Below are 21,247 nucleotides of genomic sequence, written 5' to 3'. Positions count from 1 at the left end.
CATAAACAGCGCGTAGGCTTAAGTGCTTCACGTAAAACATGAGCTAAATTAAACCTAAGTAGATGACAGTAAAATACTGGTTTCGCTATTTAAAATACCATCTATTTCGCGCACTTGCCTCAGTACGCCATCAAAGTCACTTAAGTTTCCCGCTTGTATTTCTGCTACTAAATCCCAAGCGCCATTGGTGGTATGTAACTTAGTAAGCTCGGGTATGCCGCGCATGGTTTTTATAACTTGCGAGGTAGATTTACCCACTACTTCTACCATCATAATGGCTCTTACGGCTTCGGTTTCTATGTGTTCGTGCACCCGTACAGTAAAACCTAATATAGCACCCGATGAAACTAATCGGTCTAAACGGTTTTGTACTGTTCCGCGCGATACATTTAATACATCTGCCAATGCCGAAATAGAAGCACGGCCGTCTTTTCTTAATTCGGCTATTAACGCGTTATCTAATGAGTCGTAAATATAAGGGGTCATAAAACGCCTTGGGTTATGTGTTTATTACAAATTACTAAATTTGTAATTTATTGCATAGCAAATTGCTAAAAAATACTATTGTTTGTATAAAGTATTAGCATTTTAACTGACATCTGTAGTCGATAAACTTATTTCAATTAGTTCATATTGTTATTACAGAGGTAGTCATGAGTCACTTTATAGCACAGCCAAAACAAGGCGTTCCATTTGTAAGCGTACAAACAATGGCCAAGCTTATAAATAAAGTAGGAATAGAAAACGTTTTACTTAAACTTACGCAAAGGTTAAAACACGACTTTGCTCGCTGGCACGAATTTGACAAATCACCGCGCTATGCAGCGCATTCTCCTGATGGCGTAATAGAGCTTATGCCCGTAAGCGATGGCAAAATGTTTAGCTGTAAATACGTAAATGGCCATCCAAAAAATACCTTTAAAGAGCTTCAAACGGTAGCGGCTTTTGGTATTTTGTCTGATGTTGATAGCGGCTATCCGGTGATGATCAGCGAAATGTGCCTATTAACAGCATTACGCACAGCAGCAACCTCGGCACTGGTTGCACAGTATTTAGCACCTAAAAACTCAACAACACTTACATTAATTGGTAATGGTGCTCAGTCTGAGTTTCAAGCGTTAGCTTTTAAAGCGGTATTAGGCATTACTCATATTCGTTTATACGATATTGACAAAAACGCGTCGAAAAAAGCATTTAACAATTTAAGTAACTGTGGCCTAAACGTGACTATTTGTAATAGCGCAAAAGAGGCCGTACAAGGCGCGCACATTATTACCACCTGCACAGCCGATAAAAAAAATGCCACTATTTTAACCAGTGATATGATCCCGCTGGGTGTGCATTTAAATGCAATAGGTGGAGATTGCCCAGGAAAAACAGAGCTTGATTCAACATTACTAGAGCGCGCAAATGTGTTTGTAGAGTACGAGCCGCAAACCAGAATAGAGGGCGAAATACAACAAATGAGCGAAAGCTTTGCGGTTACAGAGTTTCATAAAGTAATTAATAAACAATCGCTTGGGCGTACAAGCCAAGATGAGCTAACCATATTTGATGGCGTAGGCTTTGCAAGCGAAGACTTTACTGCCCTTGTATTTATAAAAGACGAACTAATTGCCTCAGGAGAATTTGAACTACTCGATTTAATTACACAACAAGCCGACCCACGTAACTTGTTTTCGGTGCTTAATACAGAGCAAAGCAATAAATCAGTAAGCCAAGAGCAAGTAGCATGAGCATAATAAACCAAGCTCCAACAGCTGTGGTTATGGTGCGTCCGCATCATTTTACGTCTAACCCGCAAACCATGTTAGACAACACATTTCAAAGTACCTGTCATTCACATAATCAAAGCCAGCTCGCCTTTGATGAAGTAACTAATGCAGTTAAATTGCTGCAAAACGAAGGCGTAACAGTTCACCTTTTTGAAGACGAGCACACACATACGCCCGACTCAGTGTTTCCTAATAACTGGTTTTCTACTCACAATAGTGGCGAACTAGTTATGTACCCAATGTACGCAGAAAACAGAAGGCTAGAATATCGTAAAGATATTATTGATTTTTTGACTAATCACTATAAAGTGTTGTCTGTGACTGATTATTCATTTTTATCGAAAGAAAATGCATTTTTAGAAGGCACCGGATCGCTTGTAATTGACCACCAACATAAGCTTGCTTATGCAGTAGAGTCTAAGCGCACTACTAAAACAGTGGTTAATACTGTGTGTGAGCAACTTAAGTTAAAGCCTGTTGTTTTTAACGCGTACGACACACAAGGTACTGCTGTTTATCATACTAATGTATTAATGTGTGTAGCTACAGAGTTTGCCATGATCAGCCTAGATATGGTGCCAAATAGTCAGCACAAACAATTAACTAGCCATTTTATACAAAGCCATTTAGAAGTAATAAACTTATCTAATGCGCAAATAAGTAGCTTTTGCGGTAACGCAATAGAGCTACAAGGTGAAAATGGCCGTATTTTAGCACTCTCACAAACGGCGTTTAATGCACTTACAACCGAGCAAAAAACAGCAATACAAAAAACAGCTAAACTTGTTCCGTTACCTATACCAACCATAGAGTCGGCGGGTGGTTCGGTTAGATGCATGATTGCAGGCATTCACTTGCAAAGTAAATAACCTATCGCTAAGCCCACATTATAAGGCAGTAAAGCTGCCTTTATCTATGGCTAATACGCATAATCAAATGCCGCTTATTCAACTAACTATTGAGTAAAAATATAATAAATATAAAAGGATTAGCCCATGTTCGATACCATAGTTAAAAGTGTAAATGGCCTTTTATGGGGGGAAGGGCAAGTACTCATTTACATACTACTGTTTGCTGGTATTTGGTTTTCGGTACGTTTAAAGGCAATACAAATACTTAAATTTAAACACATGTTTAGCCTGTTAAAAGGCAGCAGTAAGTGTAAAAAAGACGACATATCATCGTTTCAAGCATTATGTACAGGTTTATGTGCTCGCGTAGGTACGGGTAATTTAGCGGGTGTAGCCGTTGCTATATCGCTCGGTGGCAGTGGTGCCATTTTTTGGATGTGGGTAATTGCCATACTCGGCATGGCCACAGGTTTTGCCGAAAGCGTATTAGGCCAGGTATATAAAGTACGCGATAGTAGCGGAGAATTTAGAGGTGGCCCCGCTTATTATATTCAACAAGGTTTAGGCAGCCGTGCCTTTGCTATTGTATTTGCCGCGTGTTTATTTTTAGGTTACGGATTTACCTTTAGTGCAATGCAAACCAATACCATAACTGATGCCCTAAACTATGCGTTTGAAGTATCCACCTTTTATTCAGGCTTAGTAATTACGGTATTAGCAGGCTCAATTATACTTGGCGGCTTTAAAGCCATAGCCCGCTTTGCAGAGCGTGTAGTGCCATTTATGGGCATATTATTTGTAGCAGCTGCCGTCATTATTACAATTATGAACTTACCGCAAGTACCTGCCATGCTTAAAGATGTGTTTTTGTCGGCTTTTGGTTTACAAGAGGCTGGCGCAGGTGCAATGGGTGCAGCCATTAAAAATGGTATTCAACGCGGTTTATATTCTAACGAAGCCGGTGCAGGTAGTGTGCCGCATGCTGCAGCAAGCGCAAGCCCCATTCCTAACCACCCAGTAACACAAGGCTACATACAAATGCTTGGCGTGTTTTTCGACACCATTGTACTTTGTAGTTGTACCGCCGTAGTAATTTTATTAGCCGATGTAGATATAAGCGGCGAAATGGAAGGCATACGTTTAACACAAAGCGCTATGACCGCCCATTTAGCACAAGGCGGTGTTTACTTTGTTGCAGCTGCAATTACCATATTTGCATTTACCTCGGTAGTAGCAAATTATGCTTATGCTGAAAGTAATCTGCATTTATTTAAGCTCGATAACAAAGTAGGGCGCACAATTTATACATTACTTTATTTATCAATGATGCTTTGGGGCGCATCCGCTTCATTAAAAGAAGTGTGGGACTTAGCCGATATAGCATTAGGGTTAATGACAGTGGTTAACGTAATCGCTATTATATTGCTTACACCAACTATTTTGTCTGTTAATCGCGACTACAACACACAAATAGAAAAAGGCATAGAGCCCGAATTTAAAGTAAAAGATGTAAAAGTACAGGGCAAATGCGAAGACGGCATTTGGGATTGATTCCCGAATTTTAAGCAACTTTAATGATAAAAAGCGGTTTTATGGCAACATAAAGCCGTTTTTTATTTTGAATAGATATTCACTTTCAGTTTTAAATAAACAACTAAAATAACCAATAATAAAGGCACAACTTTTTAGATGATCGAGATCCACGCAGGTAAAACCGCAGCAAAAATAATAAACGAACAAGGCTTTAAACCTGAACTTTTCACCTCTTTTTTAGGCGCAAGTGGTGGGCCTAAGTGGTTTACATTATTCGGCTTAGATAAATATATTTTTGGTGAATTTTTTAAAAACCGTACTCAACCACTTAATTTAATTGGCTCATCTGCCGGCGCTTTTCGCTCGGCGTGTTTTGCACAAAACGATCCCGTTGCTGCCATTGAGCGCTTAGCAAAATCGTATTCGCAAACTAGGTACTCAAGTAATAAACCAACACCAAATGAAATAACAATAAAAGCGCGCGCATTACTTGAAGATGTTTTTGGCGATAATGGCGTAACCGAAATTATAAATAACCCCGTATTTAAAGCGCACTTTATTGTCGCAAAATCGAATGGCTTTATTGCCAGCGAAAATAAATTAATACAGCTACTGGGTTTATCAAAAAGTTATATGCTCAACCGCGTAAACCGAAAATTATTAGGCGCGCAGTACGAGCGATTTATTTTTGGCGCGCCAAACAGCAATTTATCAATAACCGACAGTTATAATTTTAAAACACAAAACATACCACTTAGCCAAACTAATTTAAAAGATGCCTTACTCGCATCGGGTTCAATACCACTTGTTATGCAAGGCATAAAAAATATTGCAGGTTCGCCACAAGGCATGTATCGCGATGGCGGAATAATTGACTACCACTTTGATTTAAAAATTAATAATCCCGGCTTAATTTTATATCCGCATTTTAATTCAGAGCCAAAAGCAGGGTGGTTCGATAAAAATTTAAAACGTAAAGTAGCAGCACAAAATTACGATAACGTGGTGATGATCTCACCATCAAAAGAATTTATAGCCGGTTTACCTTACGGAAAGATTCCAGACAGAAACGACTTTACCGATCTCGATGCAGACACACGCATTAAATATTGGAATACCGTTTTTAGTGAAACTGAAAAATTGGCTGAAGCGTTTGACAACTGTTTAAAGTAAATACTTAAACGAAGAATTATTTATAAAAAGGAAAACAAATGAAACGATTGACTATTATTATTTGTATTTTTTATCTTTAACAGCTATAGCAGCTGAACAGAGAGAGAAAGAATATAAAGCTCCTAGTGTTCATAGTCTTCATAGTAGAGATATTGATGAAAAAGTTAGTGACAATATAAGTAGTGATTTAAAAGTAAAAATAATCAAATTAGAAGAACAAAACAAAATACTAAAAAGTTCTTCCAGTGACCTTAGGAATTCTTACTACTGGGCTTTAGGGTTTTCAGCAACATTTTTATTAGTTTTCCTAGGGATAAATCTTTATTCTGCAAATAGAAGATTTGATGATGAAAAGAAGAACTTTGAAACAATGTTAAACAATAAAATAGAAAACGAGGTTTTAACAATAAATAAAATAATTGAAGAACATCATTTGCAAAATATTGGAATAATTAAAAATGAAATACATGAGATAGAAAATAAGAATAATGAATTTAATAAGTTAATTACTGAAAGGCTATTGGAGGTAGATGACTCAACCAAAGCTAAGTATGAAGAATTGAATAAAAAGATATTAGTTAATAATGAAAGTATCAAAACTGAAAGTAACAAACTTGAAGAGTATACTAATAATAAAATTCGGTCCGCAAAAATAGATATCGAATTTATCAATCTTAAAATTAGCGAAATCTTAGACGTTAAACGTAATACTATAGCACAGGCGATTAAGCTCTCTAAATTATGCAATGAGGATAATAAGTTAAATGCTAATAATAACAATGATTGGCTAATAACTAAATGCCTAGATATTATTGATAAAATAACAAAAATCGATGTAGGTTTATCTCATTTCGAGGTCAAAGATATTACAGATCACTTGAACGACCTAAGCAGTAGCCATGGAATATTTGTAAATCGAATTATCGAAAATATAAAATAACATTTTATTTTTTTAAAATACAATTGACACGTGTAATACTTATGAAACAACCCATAAATTACGTTATGTTAAATTGTGTTGTTTATAATAAAGCGAGCGTGATTATACAAACCAGCCCGCTTTTAGGAGAGTAATTAGGGGTTAATTTAGTTCAGAATCTACCCAAAATTTAGTGCCTTTTAATACAGCTTGTAGTGCAAGGCCATTTTCGGTTAAAGAATATACTGTAACTTGATCTGCAATCGCTTCGGCAACTAATGCACCGCCTTTATCTTCGTATTTTGCTGCTGCATCAGCGTTTCCGCCAAATGCCCAACCGTGTTCAATAAATCTATTTACTGCTGCTTGGTTATGAAAAACCATAACAACATTAAAGTCTTTAACACCTAAACCTAGGCCTAAACCGGCTTCGCCCATATTCATGTAAGTTGATTTACCGGTTAGGTTATTTTTTACTACACCATAACCACCACCAAAACTGGCTAAAACAACATTGACGTTTGCGTTATCAAATACAGCGTAACCAGCCGAGTTGGCAATTTGTTTTTTAACATCGGGTTTTTGTGCATATAATTTGTCTAGCGTATTTGATTTCATGCTTTGCACTAAAGAGCGCTTTTCGCTTGGTGAAGCACTGCCCGTTGTAGCACAACCTGTTAGTAAAACACTTAATGTAATTACACTTAAAATAATAAACTTTTTCATAAATTTTCCTTAATAAGACCTAGCAAAACTAAATCAGTAAAAATGTGTAAATAATTAAACTTTCACTATGTCCAATACTAGACAGTATCGGACTTTAAAGTTAAGCTGTAAGTCTATTATTTTATTGAATATTTACACATTATGCTTGTTGCTTTAGTTGATACGTTAAAACAATTAAGATACCAAATTGCTCATCTTGATGACGATACTCTTAAATCAGAATACCCAGAACTTGCATCCTTTATACAGCAAGTTGGCTTGACTGTAACTGAATCAAAGGCCGATCTTAAATTTTTATACCAATTTTTATATGTCTACGGGCGAAAATCAGAAGCAACATATAGTCGTTTTCGAAATGAGCTAGAACGCTTTTATTTATGGTCTTGGCTAATTGCAGAAAAATCAGTGTTCGATCTAAAACGTGAAGATATCGAAGCCTATGTGGATTTTATGGTCGAGCCAGATAAAAAATGGGCATCAACTTCTGTGCAATGGCGCTATAAAGATGAGCAAGGTATTCGCCGATTAAACCAAAATTGGCGCCCTTTCATGCAAAAAGAATCTATTGCAAGCCAGCAAACTTTATCGGCTATGTTTACTGCATTAAACGTGTTTTTTAAATTTGCGATTTTAGAAGAACGTACCTTCGCGAACTTTGTACCTGTAGTTAAAAAAAATAGCCCCTACTTGGTGGTTCAGTCACAAATTCAGATCCCAGACACATTAAGTGACATACAATGGGAGTATGTATTTGGTGTAACACGCGATTTATGCGAACAAAAACCAGATCTTGAGCGTAACTTATTTACCTTAGCTTGCTTAAAAGGGTTATATTTACGAATTTCTGAATTGTCAGAGCGCCCGCAGTGGTCACCTGTTATGTCGCATTTTTGGCAAGATAACGACGGCTTTTGGTTTTTAAGAATAATGGGTAAAGGTAATAAACTGCGAGATGTTACATTAAGTGATGATTTTGTTGAATATTTAAAACGTTACCGATTATACAGAGGGTTACCTGCCCTACCTCGTGTTGATGAGTCAGAACCGTTAGTTCATAAAATTCGTGGCCAAGGTGGAATGACTGTTAGGCAAATAAGACGCTTAGTGCAGCAAAGTTTTGATTTGGCCCAACAATCTTTACTTGATGATGGTTTTAAAGATGATGCAGAACAACTTGAAGCAGCAACTGCGCATTGGTTACGTCACACGGGAGCCACGCATGATGCACAAACACGACCACTAAAACATTTATCGGAAGATTTAGGACACTCTAAAATTGCAACGACCGATCAAATTTACATTCAAACAAATATTAAAGAGCGAGCAAAATCTGGCGTTAAAAGGAAAATTTAATGGAGTATTTAGTAATAGCATTTATTGGTTTATTATTTTTAATTTATTCAATTTCAATTAGGCAATTAGAGCGAACAGAAATTACAGGCCCTATGTTTTTTGTACTTGGTGGCGGCTTACTTGCGTGGTTACTGCCTAATGAAGGACAGGAATTAAAAACAGGAATTGATTTTTTACTGCCTTTAATTGAACTTACTTTAAGTATATTTTTATTTTCGGATGCAGCTAAATCAAAGTTAGGTGTTTTAAAACACAGTTTTCAATATCCTAGTTTATTATTATTTGTAGCCCTACCCTTAACATTATTATTTGGTATAGGTTGTGCTTTATTTTTATTCTCTGATTTATCTTTAATTCAAGCTTCGTTAGTCGCTATTATTTTAACACCTACAGATGCTGCATTGAGTAAAGGTTTGCTAGCAAGTACCAAAGTGCCCGAAAAAATCAGAGAAGGCATAAATACAGAGAGTGGTTTAAATGATGGGTTGTGTGTTCCTGTTTTTTTAATTTTTATGTTGCTTGCAAAAAATCCTGAGTCGGCAATAACTGCTTCTCAAACGTTAGGTGTTTTTAGTAGAGAATTAGGTTTAGCTATTTTAATTGCTATTGCTGCTACTGGTATTTTCATACCGCTGTTAAATTTTGCTATGAAGCGACATTATTTTGCGCAGAACACGAGTCCATTTTTATTATTAGGCTTTGCAATGGCGGTATTTTCGATTGCACAATATTGTCATGCTAGCGGGTTTATTGCTGTTTTTGTTTCAGGATTATTATTTGATCAATTTTCAAAAGTTGAGATTAAAAAAGAGCTAATTGAAGACTCAGAACACATTGCCGATTTCACATCATTAATGATTTGGTGTTTGTTTGGGTTTGTTTGCGCTTACTTAGTCATTCCTAAATTAAGCAGTGAAATTGTAATATATGCATTATTAAGTACAACAATAATTAGGATTTTACCTGTAATGGTGTCATTGCAATTTACTGCACTCACACTAAAAGAGCGTTTTACTTTCGCTTGGTTTGGACCTCGCGGTTTAGCATCGATTGTTTTTACTTTAATGGTTATAGATACACAAATAGAAAATAAATACGACATTGCTACTATCGCTATGACAACTATTTTATTTAGTGTGTTTATTCACGGTATTAGTACAAAGCCAATTGCAGATAGTTTTGCTAAACAATCTAAATAACTTTTATAAAAATTATTGAATTTTTTGCCGAGGTACCAACACGTTTTCCAGCCTCAAAATTGATCACTTAATTAAGTGAATTGGTATTAATAAAAAAGGCGTAACTTATTTTTAAGTTACGCCTTTTTTATTTTTAACTTTTATTAGCTAAGTACCTGTGCGAGTAACTCTATTGGGTGCTTAGGTTTAAATTGTTCAAAGCGTTTAACTTGGCTGCGGCACGAAAACCCGGTCGATAAAAGTTGCTCTGGCTTATTTTTATCTACAATTGGTTTCCAACTCATTTCGTAAAGTGCTCGTGAGTTTTCTTGGTTTTGTGCTTCGTGGCCGTATGTACCTGCCATTCCACAACACCCAGTATTTGTTGTGTTTAGTGTTAAACCAATGTCGGTAAAAATAGTTTTCCAAACACTTGCCGCTTTTGGTAAAGCCGTTGTTTCTGTACAGTGGCTAAGTAGTGTAAATTCTGTATCTTGTTTTTGCTTTGCGCTTAACGATTTGAAAGATTGAGTTTGTAGCCATTCATGTGCAAGTTGTACATGAAAATCACCGCGGTTATTTTCTAAAATTGTATTGTACTCATCGCGATAACACATAACTAACGATGCATCTAAACCAACCAGTGGCGCATTTATATCACTGAGTTTATTTAAAAACTCGGCGGCATTTTTTGCTGTTACTTTAAACTCGTGTAAAAAACCTTTAACGTGCTGTGCTTTACCATTTGGTTTAAAGGGTAATAGCATTGGCTTTTTACCCAGTGCAGTTATAAGCGTTATAAAACTTTGTACTAATTCAGCTTCGTAAAAACTGGTAAACGGGTCTTGCACAATTAGCACATAATTATTTTGCTCTTCACTTGAAAGTGAATTTAATAATTCAAAATTAAACTTATGCGCTTTGGCTACACGTTTATCAAGTGATGGAATACTTAATTGTGGTGTATCGACATAGCCAACCGTTTTTTTAATTAACCCACTTACTAAATTGGTTTTTACAACAGGATTAATTACTCGTGCAAATTTTGACATAAGCGGAGCCGAGGTTTCTATGTTCCCAACTAAATAATCTTTAAGTGGACGCGCGTAATAACTATGGTAATAATTTAAAAAGCGCGCTCTAAATGTTGGCACATCTACTTTTATTGGGCATGAAGTTGTACACGCTTTACATGCTAAACATTCATCCATTGATTCCTTTACTTCGTGAGAAAAATCGTAAACGCCTTTGTTTTTTTCTCGGCTATGGACAAAGCGTTCCCACCAAGTAATAACTTCACCTTTATTAAGTTCTTTTTCTACTCCCAGTAAATCTACATTTTTAGAGTCTTGAAGTCGTAACCATTCGCGCATTAATGTTGCGCGCCCTTTTGGTGAATGCCTACGATCGCCGGTTACTTTATACGACGGACACATAGGTGAGTTTTCGTCGTAATTAAAGCATATTCCGTTACCATTACAGGTCATGGCGTTATTAAAACTGGTTTTTACATCGATAGATATTTGCTTATCGAAGTAGGAACGTTTTTGACTATCTACACTTACAAGTGAGTCATCACTTTCAATGGGTGTACATATTTTACCTGGGTTGATTCTATTATTAGGATCGAACGCCGTTTTAATTTTGCGCAGTTGATTAAATAAATGTTCGCCAAAAAATTCTGGGCCGTACTCGCTGCGATAGCCTTTACCGTGCTCGCCCCACATTAACCCGCCATATTTTGCAGTGAGTTTTACAACGTCATCAGAAATTGTACGCAGTAGTTTTTCTTGATCTGGGTCGCACATATCAAGTGCTGGGCGTACGTGTAAAACGCCAGCATCAACATGGCCAAACATACCATATTGTAAATTATGGCTATCGAGTAGTGCTCTAAATTCTACAATATAATCGGCTAAGTTTTCTGGCGGTACTGCGGTGTCTTCGGCAAAGGCCAGTGGCTTTTGGCTGCCTTTAACATTACCAAGCAAACCAACTGACTTTTTACGCATTGCGTAAATTTTTAAAATATCGCTTTTATCGTTGGTTAACTGATAGCCAATTACACCGTTGGTTTGATTTACTACGCACTGATCTAATAATGTACAAAGTGTGTTTACTTTGTCTTTTATGTCATCGGGTGATACTGCATTAAACTCAACCATGTTGAGCCCTTGCATATTTTTATTTGGTACATCGGTTATTAAGTCCGATACTGAATGCCAAATTATATCTTCGCGCGCTAAATTTAATACTTTGCTGTCGACTGTTTCAACAGAGGTTGCGCGTGCATCTACCAAAAAAGGTGAATGACGAAGTGCAGAATCAAAACTATCGTACTTAATATTTATAAGTGTTTTAAATTCGGCTATGGGAGTTAAGTTTAATTTTGCCTCAGTAACTATACCTAATGAGCCTTCTGAACCGGTAATTAGCCTGCTCATATCAAAAGTTTGTAAGTCATCACTTAGCACATGTTCTAGGTCGTAGCCGGTTAAAAAGCGATTTAAACGCGGGAATTTCTCTAAAATAGCATCGCGATGCGTGATAGAAATATCTAATACTGTTTTGTACAAGCTGCCGATAAGTGAGTCTTGCTCAGCGATAACTTTTGCTTTTTGTATGTCGATTGGCGAGGTAACCATAGGTGTGCCATCAACTAAATAGGTGGTTAAGCCTAAAACATGATTACTGGTTTTACCATAAACTAGTGACCCTTGGCCTGATGCATCGGTGCTGATCATTCCGCCAATAGTGGCACGATTACTAGTAGATAAGTCGGGTGAAAAGAAAAAACCATAGGGTTTTAAAAAGTCGTTTAATTGATCTTTTATTACACCTGTTTGTACTCTTACCCAACCTTCTTCTACGTTAATTTCGAGAATTTCTCGCATATAACGTGATAAATCAACAACAATACCGGGCGTTAGTGACTGCCCGTTAGTACCCGTACCACCTCCGCGAGGGCCAAAAGTAAGCGACAAAAATGGGTCGCGAGATGCGGTTTGCAAAGCGAGTTGAATGTCTTTTTCGGTTTTAGGAAAAATAACACCCTGCGGAATTTGCTGATAAATACTGTTATCGGTAGAGGCAGTTAAACGCGTTGCATAGCTTGCATCGGTGTCTCCGCTAAAACCTTGATTTTTAATAGTACTTAAGTAATTAGCGACAAGTTCGGTCGCTGCATCTTGCTGTGTAATTGTTGCTATCATGACGGCGATAATTTAAGGCATTTGTGTAATTATATCATGGTGATGGCTAATAGAAATTGAAGATTTTACAGTTTGTAACACTCTTTTTATCGTATTTTGAGGTTCTGTATTTATAATCAAGTTAAGCCAATGTGTAGAGGTTTATATGAAAAAATTACTATTACAGATCATAGGTGTTTTGTTTATTTTGCTTGGGTTGTTTTTTGCAATCGTGCCAGGCCCGTCGCTGATATTTTTTATGGCGGGCTTACTGTGCTTTTCTTTTTACTACCCAAAAGCCAGGCATTATTTAAAACTATGCCAAAAAGCCTTAACTAAATCGTGTATTTATTTAGATAAAAAATTAGCACGCTAAATTATGCCACATACAAAAATGCCAGCTATTAAGCTGGCATATTTATTAGTTACTAATAAACGCGATTATTTAGCAAGTTTGTCTGCTAGGTATAACCAAGTTTCTAGTACTGTATCTGGGTTTAGTGAAACAGAATCAATGCCCTGCTCTACTAACCATGCTGCAAAGTCTTCATGATCTGAAGGCCCTTGGCCACAAATACCTACGTATTTACCTTTTTCTTTAGCTGTTTTAATAGCCATTGAAAGTAGCTTTTTAATAGCAGGGTTACGCTCATCAAATAAATGTGCGATTAAACCTGAGTCACGATCTAAACCAAGTGTTAGCTGAGTTAAATCGTTAGAGCCGATAGAAAATCCATCGAACATATCTAAAAATTCATCTGCAAGTAATGCATTTGAAGGAAGCTCACACATCATGATTACTTTAAGACCATTTTCGCCACGTTTAAGGCCATGCTCTTCTAGTAATTCGATTACGCGTTTACCTTCTTCAAGGGTACGTACGAATGGGATCATGATTTCAATGTTGGTCATATCCATGGTGTTTCTTACGCGTTTTATTGCTTCACACTCAAGGGCAAAACAATCACGGAAGTCTTCAGAGATATAACGAGCAGCACCACGAAAACCAATCATTGGGTTTTCTTCTTCTGGTTCGTACTGCTCACCACCGATTAAGTTTGCGTATTCGTTTGATTTAAAATCAGACATACGCACAATTACGCGCTCTGGTGCAAAGGCACAACCCAGTGTAGAAATACCCTCTACTAACTTAGAAATATAAAATTCTACAGGTGATTCGTAGCCGGCAATAATGTCATTAATTTCTGCTTGTAGAGCGGGTGTTTGCGCATCAAAGTTTAAAAGCGCTTTAGGGTGCACACCAATCATGCGGTTAATAACAAATTCAACACGGGCAAGGCCAACACCTGAATGCGGTAAACGTGCAAAGTCGAATGCACGCTCAGGGTTACCCACGTTCATCATAACTTTCATTGGTAGTTCTGGCATGCTATCAACGCGCGATGTTAGTATTTCAAAGTCTAAAATACCTTCGTAGATGTAACCTGTATCGCCTTCGGCACATGATACTGTTACTTCTTGACCCGCTTTGATTAAATCGGTTGCATTACCACAACCAACCACTGCCGGAATACCTAATTCACGTGCAATAATTGCAGCATGACACGTACGACCGCCACGATTTGTAACAATGGCTGCAGCACGCTTCATGATTGGTTCCCAATCTGGGTCGGTCATGTCGGTCACTAAAATGTCACCTTCTTGTACTTGATCCATTTCTTTAATTGAATCGAGTACGCGTACAACACCGCTACCAATTTTGTGACCAATTGCACGGCCTTCAACAATTACGTTGCTAGTACCGTTTAATTGAAAACGTTCCATTACGTTTGCGTCTTCGTTTGAGCGCACGGTTTCTGGACGCGCTTGAACTATATATAGTTTGCCGTCATTACCGTCTTTTGCCCATTCGATGTCCATAGGACGACCGTAATGTTTTTCGATGATTACAGCTTGTTTGGCAAGGTTTTGCACTTCTTCATCTGTAATCGAAAATTTGTTTGAAAGCGCTGGGTCTACATCCACGATGTCTACTTGCTTACCGTGCGCTTTATCTTCTGAGTAAATCATTTGAATGGCTTTAGAACCAATGTTACGACGTACCACTGAAGGTTTGTTTTTCAGTAAGGTTGGTTTATGAACATAAAATTCATCAGGGTTTACTGCGCCCTGTACAACCATTTCACCTAAGCCATAGCTTGATGTAACAAATACAACGTCTTCAAAACCAGACTCTGTATCAATACTAAACATGACGCCTGATGCTGATTTATCTGAGCGTACCATGCGCTGAATACCAGCAGATAACGCTACGCCACGATGATCGTAACCTTGGTGAACGCGATACGATATTGCACGGTCGTTAAATAAAGAAGCAAACACGTGTTTAATAGCGACCATTACTGAGTCGATACCTACTACGTTTAGAAAAGTTTCTTGTTGGCCTGCGAATGATGCATCTGGCATGTCTTCAGCGGTAGCTGATGAACGTACTGCAAAAGAAACATCTGTTGTTGTGTCACCGTGGAGTTGACTATAAGCGTCGCGGATTGCTTTATCTAGGTTAGGTTGGAATGGTGTATCGATTATCCATTGGCGGATATCGGCACCTACTTTGGCAAGTGTATTTACATCATCAACATCGAGTGTATCTAAAATGTCGTGAATTTTTGCTGTGAGTCCTGATTGATCTAAAAACTCGTTAAAAGCGTCGGCTGTAGTGGCAAAACCACCCGGAACCTGTACACCTGCGTTTGCTAGGTTTGAAATCATTTCACCGAGTGAGGCATTTTTACCACCAACACGAGGAACATCTTGCATACCAAGCTCTTGATACCAGAGAACGTATTCTTGCACGGGTCTTTCTCCAAAAAACAAATTGTAGTTGAAACTGTGAGAGTTAAGAAAGAAAACCTTTTATAAAGGTCACCTTCATTCTACACTGGCATTAGTCCTCACGTAAACCGTGAGTAACCCATTTTAGGGATTAAACGTAATAAAAAGGTTAACTATGAGAACTGCTTTTTATATATCAGACGGTACTGCAATCACCTCAGAGGTGTTTGGGCACGCGACTTTGTCGTTATTCCCGGTTGATTTTAATCATAAAACTATTCCTTTTGTTGAAACAGAAGAAAAAGCAAATGAAATTAAAGCGTTAATTAACGCAACTGCTGCAAAAGAAGGTGAGAAGCCATTTGTGTTCTTTACCTTCGTTAATCATAACTTAAGTGAAATTATTAAATCGGCCGATGCTGTTGCTTACGATTTTCTTTCTACTTATAGCGAAAAAATACAAAAAGAGCTTGATGTAGCACCAGTACCAAAAATTCACCGCACGCATTCTATTCACGAAAAAAGCTATGATTTTAGAATTGACGCCGTCAACTACGCACTAATGAATGATGACGGTGGCAATATTAAAAACTTTTCTGAAGCCGATATTATTTTAGTTGGCGTGAGTCGTAGTGGTAAAACACCAACCAGTTTATATTTGGCTTTACAATACGGTATTAAAGCCGCTAATTACCCAATAACAGAAGACGATTTAGAGAGTGAGGGATTACCTAAGTGTTTACTCCCTTACAAACATAAGCTGTTTGGCCTGACTATTGACCCTGAACGTTTAGCTGCAATTAGACATAGGCGTATGGCAAATTCTAAATACGCCTCTATTAGGCAATGCCGAATAGAAGTACGTGAAGTAGAAATGTTATATAAGCGCCATAAAATTTCGTTCTTTAATTCTACCCATCACTCGGTAGAAGAAATATCTGCTAAAATCTTAATTGACAGTAACCTTGAGCGACGTAAGTACTAACAAACTAATTTACTTTTTTGCTAAAAAAAGCCGCAATATGCGGCTTTAATTTTTTATTTATTACTTACGAGCGTCTTTTAATAAATCAGCTACTAAGAAACCAACTTCTAATACTTGGTCAGCATTTAAGCGAGGGTCACATTGTGTTTTGTAACGTTGAGCTAGGTCATCGTCTGATAAACCGTAAGCACCACCTGTACACTCTGTTACGTGCTGACCTGTCATTTCTAAGTGAACACCACCTGCGTATGAACCTTCAGATTTGTGTACTGCAAAGAATTGGCTGATCTCACGCATAATATTATCAAAGCTACGTGTTTTGTAACCAGATGTCGCTTTTTCAGTATTGCCGTGCATTGGATCTGAGCTCCAAATTACTTTACGGCCTTCTTGTTGAACGCGGCGAACTAATGCTGGTAGTTTCTCTGGAAGAACATCAGCACCCATACGTGTAATTAACGTTAAGCGACCCGGGATGTTATCTGGGTTTACTGCATCAATTAAACGAATTAGGTCGTCTGGGTCCATGCCAGGGCCAACTTTAACACCTATTGGGTTTTTAATACCTTTGAAAAACTCAATGTGGGCATGATCTAGCTGGCGTGTGCGCTCACCAATCCAAACAAAGTGTGCTGAACAGTCGTACCAATCACCTGAAAGGTGGTCACGGCGTGTTAGCGCCTCTTCGTAACCTAGTAATAAGGCTTCGTGAGAAGTATATAAATCTGTTTCTTTAAGGCTAGGTGCAATTGTAGAATTAATGCCACACACTTCCATAAATTCAAGTGCATCTTGAATTTTGTCTGCAAGTTGTTGGAATCGCTCTTTTTGCGGATTAGCGGCAACAAACCCCATATTCCAGCGGTTAACCTGGTGTAAGTCCGCTAAGCCACCTTGTGCAAATGCACGTAGTAAGTTTAATGTAGCTGCACTGTTGTGGTAAGCCTTCATTAAACGTTGAGGGTCTGGTATGCGAGCTTCTTCTGTAAATTCAAAGCTATTTACAATATCACCACGATAAGATGGTAATGAAACTCCATCAATTGTTTCTAAATCTGCAGAGCGTGGTTTTGCATATTGGCCAGCCATACGTGCAATTTTAACTACCGGGCATTTACCGCCGTAAGTTAATACAACCGCCATTTGCAGAATGGTTTTAAATGTATCGCGAATATTAGCTGCGTTAAAGTCACTAAACGACTCAGCACAATCACCACCTTGAAGTAAAAATGCACGACCTTCGCACACATCTTCAAGCTGTTTAAATAAGCTTCTTGTTTCTTCAGCAAATACTAATGGCGGAGCGCTTTTTAATTGGCCCTCTACTGACTTTAACTCTTCTTGATCTGGGTATTGTGGTTGCTGCAGTATTGGCAGCTCTCTCCAACTATTTGGGTTCCACGATTGCATGTTCTTTCCTCATTCCTACATTACCTGATAAGAAGAAATTAACGTATGCAGGCACCTAAGTTCAAGGACTAAATTCACTAATTACCAATTATTTAGTTATGAGCTAGGTATATATAAATTTCATAACTTAAATAAGCTATTCTACATGCCATTTTTTTGTTTTTTTTATAATATTTATTCATTTAATAACAATAAGATAAAAGTAAATTGATTATATTTTAAGTATCTTATATTAAATTAAAGACATGCATTATATGTATACAAACAACAAGAGAACACATCATACTAAAATGGCGTGATTTGTAATCTTAGCTTTACGGGTTAAATAATTAAAAAAAGATAACCGGTATGAATGCAGATAAAATTGTGCTATGGGCTTGGTCTGGTAACTCTAATGAATTGGTAATAAAATTACTAATAGTGTTTATGAGTTTTTAGTTTATTTGAAGCTAGCTTATCCACTTAGTCCACTATGCACTCAATTTACAACCCTTAGTGCACTTGCGTTCATCTAACTTGTAATGATTCCAGCAAAGTAAAAACCTCTGTTTAGTTAAGTTCCATAACATTGATATCGTTCATTTTGTCCTCTGAGTCCAAAGCCTCAATCATCCAGAGTATAAATAATTAAAACAGCTCACACTCATGATTTGCAGTTTATTACTTATCACCATAGTAGATTTGTGAGTTAGATTTAATGATATCACAGCTAACCTACAGGCTATTACATTAGCAAATTATATTTAATTAGAGTGTATGAGGTGGTCATATATACAGCTAATAAATAAAGAACACATCATACTTATATCGAAGTGGTATTAATCTCAACATAGTTAAAAAATTTAAAGAAATTAATCAACAAGCAAAAGGTTATATGTGATAATTATAAAAATGTAAGATGTGTTCTTGGTTGCATATGGTTAGTAAAATACAAATAAGAAGTCAGTTTGATTTAATGAATGAGCTAACATTAATGTTAGTAGAAGAGCTAAAAGCTTGTGAATACTCAAAGGCTGAATATTATCAGTTGCCTGATATTAGTAGCGCTGATGAAAACATTGTTCCAGAGTCTATTATCACTAATAGGATTTCAGGTGATTTAGCACATAAATCTATCCTTAATTCATTCACTGATATTTATAAAAAAGATGGTTTAAGTAGTCGTGTTTTAAAGCGCCACCCTGGTTTACTAGTAATTAAAAATGCAAATAAAGAAGCGCTTAATAATCGAATAGCTCAGGTGAATAAGGCTAAGGCTGATTTTAAAGCTTTTATTGTCGCAATAGATAATAACGATGCTCGTTTTGAAGCAGTACACAATGCAATGCCTAATTTAATTACTTTAGCTGCCTACAGAAAAATACATTCTGAGAGTGATTCGCCTTTTTCAGTACGTTTTACGTGGATGCATAAGCACGCAACAAAAACACTCACCAAAAAAATGGCTTTAGAGATGCTTGATAAATCGGCCGGTTACAGAAACCCCAGAATGATTGATCAACAAAAATGGCAATCATTAGTTGCACAAGAACAAATGCGTGTAGCTAGTTTAGGTGAAAAAGAAAAATTAAGGATTAGACGCCCTACCCGTGTAAGCCCTCAAGTAAATGTTAGATACACAGCTCAAAATCGTTACCACGTTAGTGCTGCATTACCCTTTATTTTGATAAACCCAGAACCAGATGTAAAGCTTGGTATTTTACCTGATTATCAAAAGCCAGATGCTCACCCACGTAAGCGAGAGTATGATTTTTTAGTCGATAGGTTATATTTAGAGCAAGTAGACAAATAATGATTATGTTAAAAAGGCCACTATATGTGGCCTTTTTAGCTAGGTGTTTAATTGTTTAAAATAATGCTTTTTATTTTTCTACTATTTCTTCAATTTTATCTTCATCAATTAAAACTGCATTCTCAACGATACGTTTACCGCCTTGAATTTCTATGCGTTTATTGTGTTTGTTTAATGTAAGTATCTCATCGCAAAACTGATCTGATGGATGCATTTCATATGTGTAGTCGATAATATTTCCGGTTTTGTCATCTTTTACATTTGTTATGCTGTATTCAGATATAGCCCCTTTCTCGATCAAATCTTTCATTGTTGTAGTCATGTCGCGACGTAATGCTTTTAATTTATTCTCAGTAATGTCGTCGGTAGAATAAATAGAGCCATACTTTTCCATAATAGAAAGTAATCTAAAATGATACGTTTTACCTGGCGCCGCATACCGCCAAAGATGATACAAACGCAACATCATCCAACGTGATAATCCGCGTTTTAATTCTTGCGCACTATTAAAGTAATATCCTTTGTATTCAAGGTTATCAATCATGTTATGAACAAATGCATTTAAACATGCAACGCATTTAACATTACCACCTTGACCTTTTTTACCACTAAAGTGTAGCGACGATAAAAAGTTCATATTTGACTCATAAAAAGAGTCGTCAATGTCTGAATTTTTAGTGTCGGTCGCGGAATATTTAAATGAAAGTTTAGAACCTTGAAGTGCTTCTAATGATTCTTTGATTGCTGGATAAGGCATTGACTGCCCTACCGCTTTAAGCTCCTGTGCCAATTCGTTCATAGAAAAAACGACCGCATATTGAATACCGGACTTAAAATTAATTTTTACTATTTTGCCTTTAGAGGCTAAACGAATAAGTGCACGCTCTACTTTTTCTTCTCTATCTGATGGCCAAACTAAGTATTCAACGTCTTCGCCATCTTTGCGTGTACTGACAACAGCGGGAGTTATTTTTATTTCGCCATCATATAAAATACCATCTACTTTTTCAGATATTTTACGCGTTATTATCGTTTTTTTAGGAGCTTCTTCTAGTGGCAATTTTTTATGGCCAGAACGTACAAAGCGACCCCACAAATCATAATGATTAAATGTGTTAGAGTAAGCACGTAATCCATGAGCTGCATTTTCGATTGAAATTCGCACATCTTTATTATCTGTAAACAGTGCTAAACTTTCATTATCGATTGCACTTTCCACCCCGTGGATTTGGCCCCTTAGTGTATCGGGCAAGTTATCTACCGAGATGTTGACCTTTCGGCTCATTGTTCTAATTTCCATTTTTATTGTGACAGCTAATAACAACACATAAAACGACAAAAGTTAAATGTTTAAGTTAGTATAAAAGTGATCTAAGTTTAAATAAAACGTTCAGATCAATATTTTACTAAGGTTAATGTATTTATCATGATTTTAGATCACTATTCTACTAACCTTACACTTACAAATCTAATTTTTACTAACTCAGGCGTTATTTTGTCCATCAGATTTGTTCTTTTTGTAAATTTAGCACGACAAACTAACCTTAAATTTTTCATCCCTGTGG

Annotated in this window: 16 protein-coding genes; 10 read left to right on the top strand and 6 right to left on the bottom strand. The window is 36.9% G+C overall.

Going from position 1 to position 21,247, the window contains the following annotated elements:
• Positions 1–54: 54 nt before the first annotated feature.
• Positions 55–486 carry an Lrp/AsnC family transcriptional regulator gene (locus tag J8L73_RS06415; protein ID WP_089349805.1) on the bottom strand — a complete coding sequence of 144 codons (432 nt, stop codon included), beginning with the start codon at positions 484–486 and terminating at the stop codon, positions 55–57.
• A gap of 167 nt (positions 487–653) precedes the next feature.
• Between J8L73_RS06415 and J8L73_RS06410 the strand changes: the two genes are divergently transcribed.
• The 5 genes from J8L73_RS06410 (at position 654) to J8L73_RS06390 (ending at position 6,272) form a co-directional block, all read left to right on the top strand.
• Positions 654–1,736, top strand: coding sequence for an ornithine cyclodeaminase (locus J8L73_RS06410; protein ID WP_211015537.1), 1,083 nt, complete (start codon positions 654–656; stop codon positions 1,734–1,736).
• The gene (locus J8L73_RS06405) at positions 1,733–2,644 is read left to right on the top strand and encodes an arginine deiminase-related protein (RefSeq protein ID WP_211015535.1); all 912 of its coding nucleotides are present in this window, start codon (positions 1,733–1,735) and stop codon (positions 2,642–2,644) included. Before J8L73_RS06410 ends, J8L73_RS06405 begins: the two co-directional genes overlap by 4 nt.
• A gap of 126 nt (positions 2,645–2,770) precedes the next feature.
• Entirely contained in the window at positions 2,771–4,177 is a 1,407-nt protein-coding gene (locus J8L73_RS06400; protein WP_211001167.1) for an alanine/glycine:cation symporter family protein, read from the top strand.
• Positions 4,178–4,315: 138 nt separating this feature from the next.
• The gene (locus tag J8L73_RS06395; RefSeq protein WP_211015533.1) at positions 4,316–5,332 is read left to right on the top strand and encodes a patatin-like phospholipase family protein; all 1,017 of its coding nucleotides are present in this window, start codon (positions 4,316–4,318) and stop codon (positions 5,330–5,332) included.
• A gap of 61 nt (positions 5,333–5,393) precedes the next feature.
• The gene (locus tag J8L73_RS06390; protein WP_211015532.1) at positions 5,394–6,272 is read left to right on the top strand and encodes a hypothetical protein; all 879 of its coding nucleotides are present in this window, start codon (positions 5,394–5,396) and stop codon (positions 6,270–6,272) included.
• Positions 6,273–6,413: 141 nt separating this feature from the next.
• Here the strand turns inward: J8L73_RS06390 and J8L73_RS06385 are convergent, their stop codons facing one another.
• The gene (locus J8L73_RS06385) at positions 6,414–6,977 is read right to left on the bottom strand and encodes a YSC84-related protein (protein ID WP_211015530.1); all 564 of its coding nucleotides are present in this window, start codon (positions 6,975–6,977) and stop codon (positions 6,414–6,416) included.
• Positions 6,978–7,118: 141 nt separating this feature from the next.
• Between J8L73_RS06385 and J8L73_RS06380 the strand changes: the two genes are divergently transcribed.
• Both J8L73_RS06380 and J8L73_RS06375 read left to right on the top strand, forming a co-directional pair.
• Entirely contained in the window at positions 7,119–8,330 is a 1,212-nt protein-coding gene (locus J8L73_RS06380) for a tyrosine-type recombinase/integrase (protein WP_104644155.1), read from the top strand.
• Positions 8,330–9,529 (top strand): cation:proton antiporter, encoded by a 1,200-nt coding sequence (locus J8L73_RS06375; protein ID WP_211015528.1) that lies wholly within the window; start codon positions 8,330–8,332, stop codon positions 9,527–9,529. The genes J8L73_RS06380 and J8L73_RS06375 overlap by 1 nt, the downstream gene beginning before the upstream one ends.
• 143 nt (positions 9,530–9,672) lie before the next feature.
• Here J8L73_RS06375 and J8L73_RS06370 read toward each other — a convergent pair whose 3' ends face one another.
• On the bottom strand, positions 9,673–12,720 hold the full coding sequence (locus J8L73_RS06370; protein ID WP_211015526.1) for an FAD-binding and (Fe-S)-binding domain-containing protein: 3,048 nt from the start codon (positions 12,718–12,720) through the stop codon (positions 9,673–9,675).
• Between the two features lie 145 nt (positions 12,721–12,865).
• On the opposite strand from J8L73_RS06370, the gene J8L73_RS06365 reads away from it, so the two are divergent.
• On the top strand, positions 12,866–13,075 hold the full coding sequence (locus J8L73_RS06365; protein WP_211001174.1) for a PGPGW domain-containing protein: 210 nt from the start codon (positions 12,866–12,868) through the stop codon (positions 13,073–13,075).
• A gap of 65 nt (positions 13,076–13,140) precedes the next feature.
• Here the strand turns inward: J8L73_RS06365 and ppsA are convergent, their stop codons facing one another.
• Positions 13,141–15,516, bottom strand: a complete 2,376-nt coding sequence (ppsA, locus tag J8L73_RS06360; RefSeq protein ID WP_211015523.1) for a phosphoenolpyruvate synthase — start codon at positions 15,514–15,516, stop codon at positions 13,141–13,143.
• 154 nt (positions 15,517–15,670) lie between these two features.
• Here ppsA and J8L73_RS06355 point away from each other — a divergent pair, with 154 nt between their 5' ends.
• Positions 15,671–16,480: a pyruvate, water dikinase regulatory protein gene (locus J8L73_RS06355; RefSeq protein WP_211015521.1), complete on the top strand. Its 810-nt coding sequence runs from the start codon at positions 15,671–15,673 to the stop codon at positions 16,478–16,480.
• Positions 16,481–16,540: 60 nt separating this feature from the next.
• Here the strand turns inward: J8L73_RS06355 and J8L73_RS06350 are convergent, their stop codons facing one another.
• On the bottom strand, positions 16,541–17,890 hold the full coding sequence (locus J8L73_RS06350) for a 3-deoxy-7-phosphoheptulonate synthase class II (protein WP_002962128.1): 1,350 nt from the start codon (positions 17,888–17,890) through the stop codon (positions 16,541–16,543).
• Between the two features lie 916 nt (positions 17,891–18,806).
• Between J8L73_RS06350 and J8L73_RS06345 the strand changes: the two genes are divergently transcribed.
• Complete coding sequence (locus J8L73_RS06345; RefSeq protein ID WP_211015520.1) at positions 18,807–19,682, top strand: DNA replication terminus site-binding protein; 876 nt, start codon at positions 18,807–18,809, stop codon at positions 19,680–19,682.
• A 70-nt stretch (positions 19,683–19,752) separates the two neighbouring features.
• Here the strand turns inward: J8L73_RS06345 and J8L73_RS06340 are convergent, their stop codons facing one another.
• Positions 19,753–20,967, bottom strand: coding sequence for a hypothetical protein (locus J8L73_RS06340; RefSeq protein WP_033021802.1), 1,215 nt, complete (start codon positions 20,965–20,967; stop codon positions 19,753–19,755).
• Positions 20,968–21,247: the final 280 nt, after the last annotated feature.

Source organism: Pseudoalteromonas sp. MMG006 (genome assembly GCF_018101025.1).
GTDB lineage: Bacteria > Pseudomonadota > Gammaproteobacteria > Enterobacterales > Alteromonadaceae > Pseudoalteromonas.
Note: the sequence above shows the minus strand (reverse complement) of the source record. Positions and strands in the feature narration are given on the sequence as shown.

Excerpts from the sequence above, each read along its gene's own strand:
- J8L73_RS06415 (WP_089349805.1), bottom strand. The coding sequence starts at position 486 with ATGACCCCTTATATTTACGACTCATTAGATAACGCGTTAATAGCCGAA.
- J8L73_RS06410 (WP_211015537.1), top strand. The coding sequence starts at position 654 with ATGAGTCACTTTATAGCACAGCCAAAACAAGGCGTTCCATTTGTAAGC.
- J8L73_RS06405 (WP_211015535.1), top strand. The coding sequence starts at position 1,733 with ATGAGCATAATAAACCAAGCTCCAACAGCTGTGGTTATGGTGCGTCCG.
- J8L73_RS06400 (WP_211001167.1), top strand. The coding sequence starts at position 2,771 with ATGTTCGATACCATAGTTAAAAGTGTAAATGGCCTTTTATGGGGGGAA.
- J8L73_RS06395 (WP_211015533.1), top strand. The coding sequence starts at position 4,316 with ATGATCGAGATCCACGCAGGTAAAACCGCAGCAAAAATAATAAACGAA.
- J8L73_RS06385 (WP_211015530.1), bottom strand. The coding sequence starts at position 6,977 with ATGAAAAAGTTTATTATTTTAAGTGTAATTACATTAAGTGTTTTACTA.
- J8L73_RS06380 (WP_104644155.1), top strand. The coding sequence starts at position 7,119 with ATGCTTGTTGCTTTAGTTGATACGTTAAAACAATTAAGATACCAAATT.
- J8L73_RS06375 (WP_211015528.1), top strand. The coding sequence starts at position 8,330 with ATGGAGTATTTAGTAATAGCATTTATTGGTTTATTATTTTTAATTTAT.
- J8L73_RS06370 (WP_211015526.1), bottom strand. The coding sequence starts at position 12,720 with ATGATAGCAACAATTACACAGCAAGATGCAGCGACCGAACTTGTCGCT.
- J8L73_RS06365 (WP_211001174.1), top strand. The coding sequence starts at position 12,866 with ATGAAAAAATTACTATTACAGATCATAGGTGTTTTGTTTATTTTGCTT.
- J8L73_RS06355 (WP_211015521.1), top strand. The coding sequence starts at position 15,671 with ATGAGAACTGCTTTTTATATATCAGACGGTACTGCAATCACCTCAGAG.
- J8L73_RS06350 (WP_002962128.1), bottom strand. The coding sequence starts at position 17,890 with ATGCAATCGTGGAACCCAAATAGTTGGAGAGAGCTGCCAATACTGCAG.
- J8L73_RS06345 (WP_211015520.1), top strand. The coding sequence starts at position 18,807 with ATGGTTAGTAAAATACAAATAAGAAGTCAGTTTGATTTAATGAATGAG.
- J8L73_RS06340 (WP_033021802.1), bottom strand. The coding sequence starts at position 20,967 with ATGAGCCGAAAGGTCAACATCTCGGTAGATAACTTGCCCGATACACTA.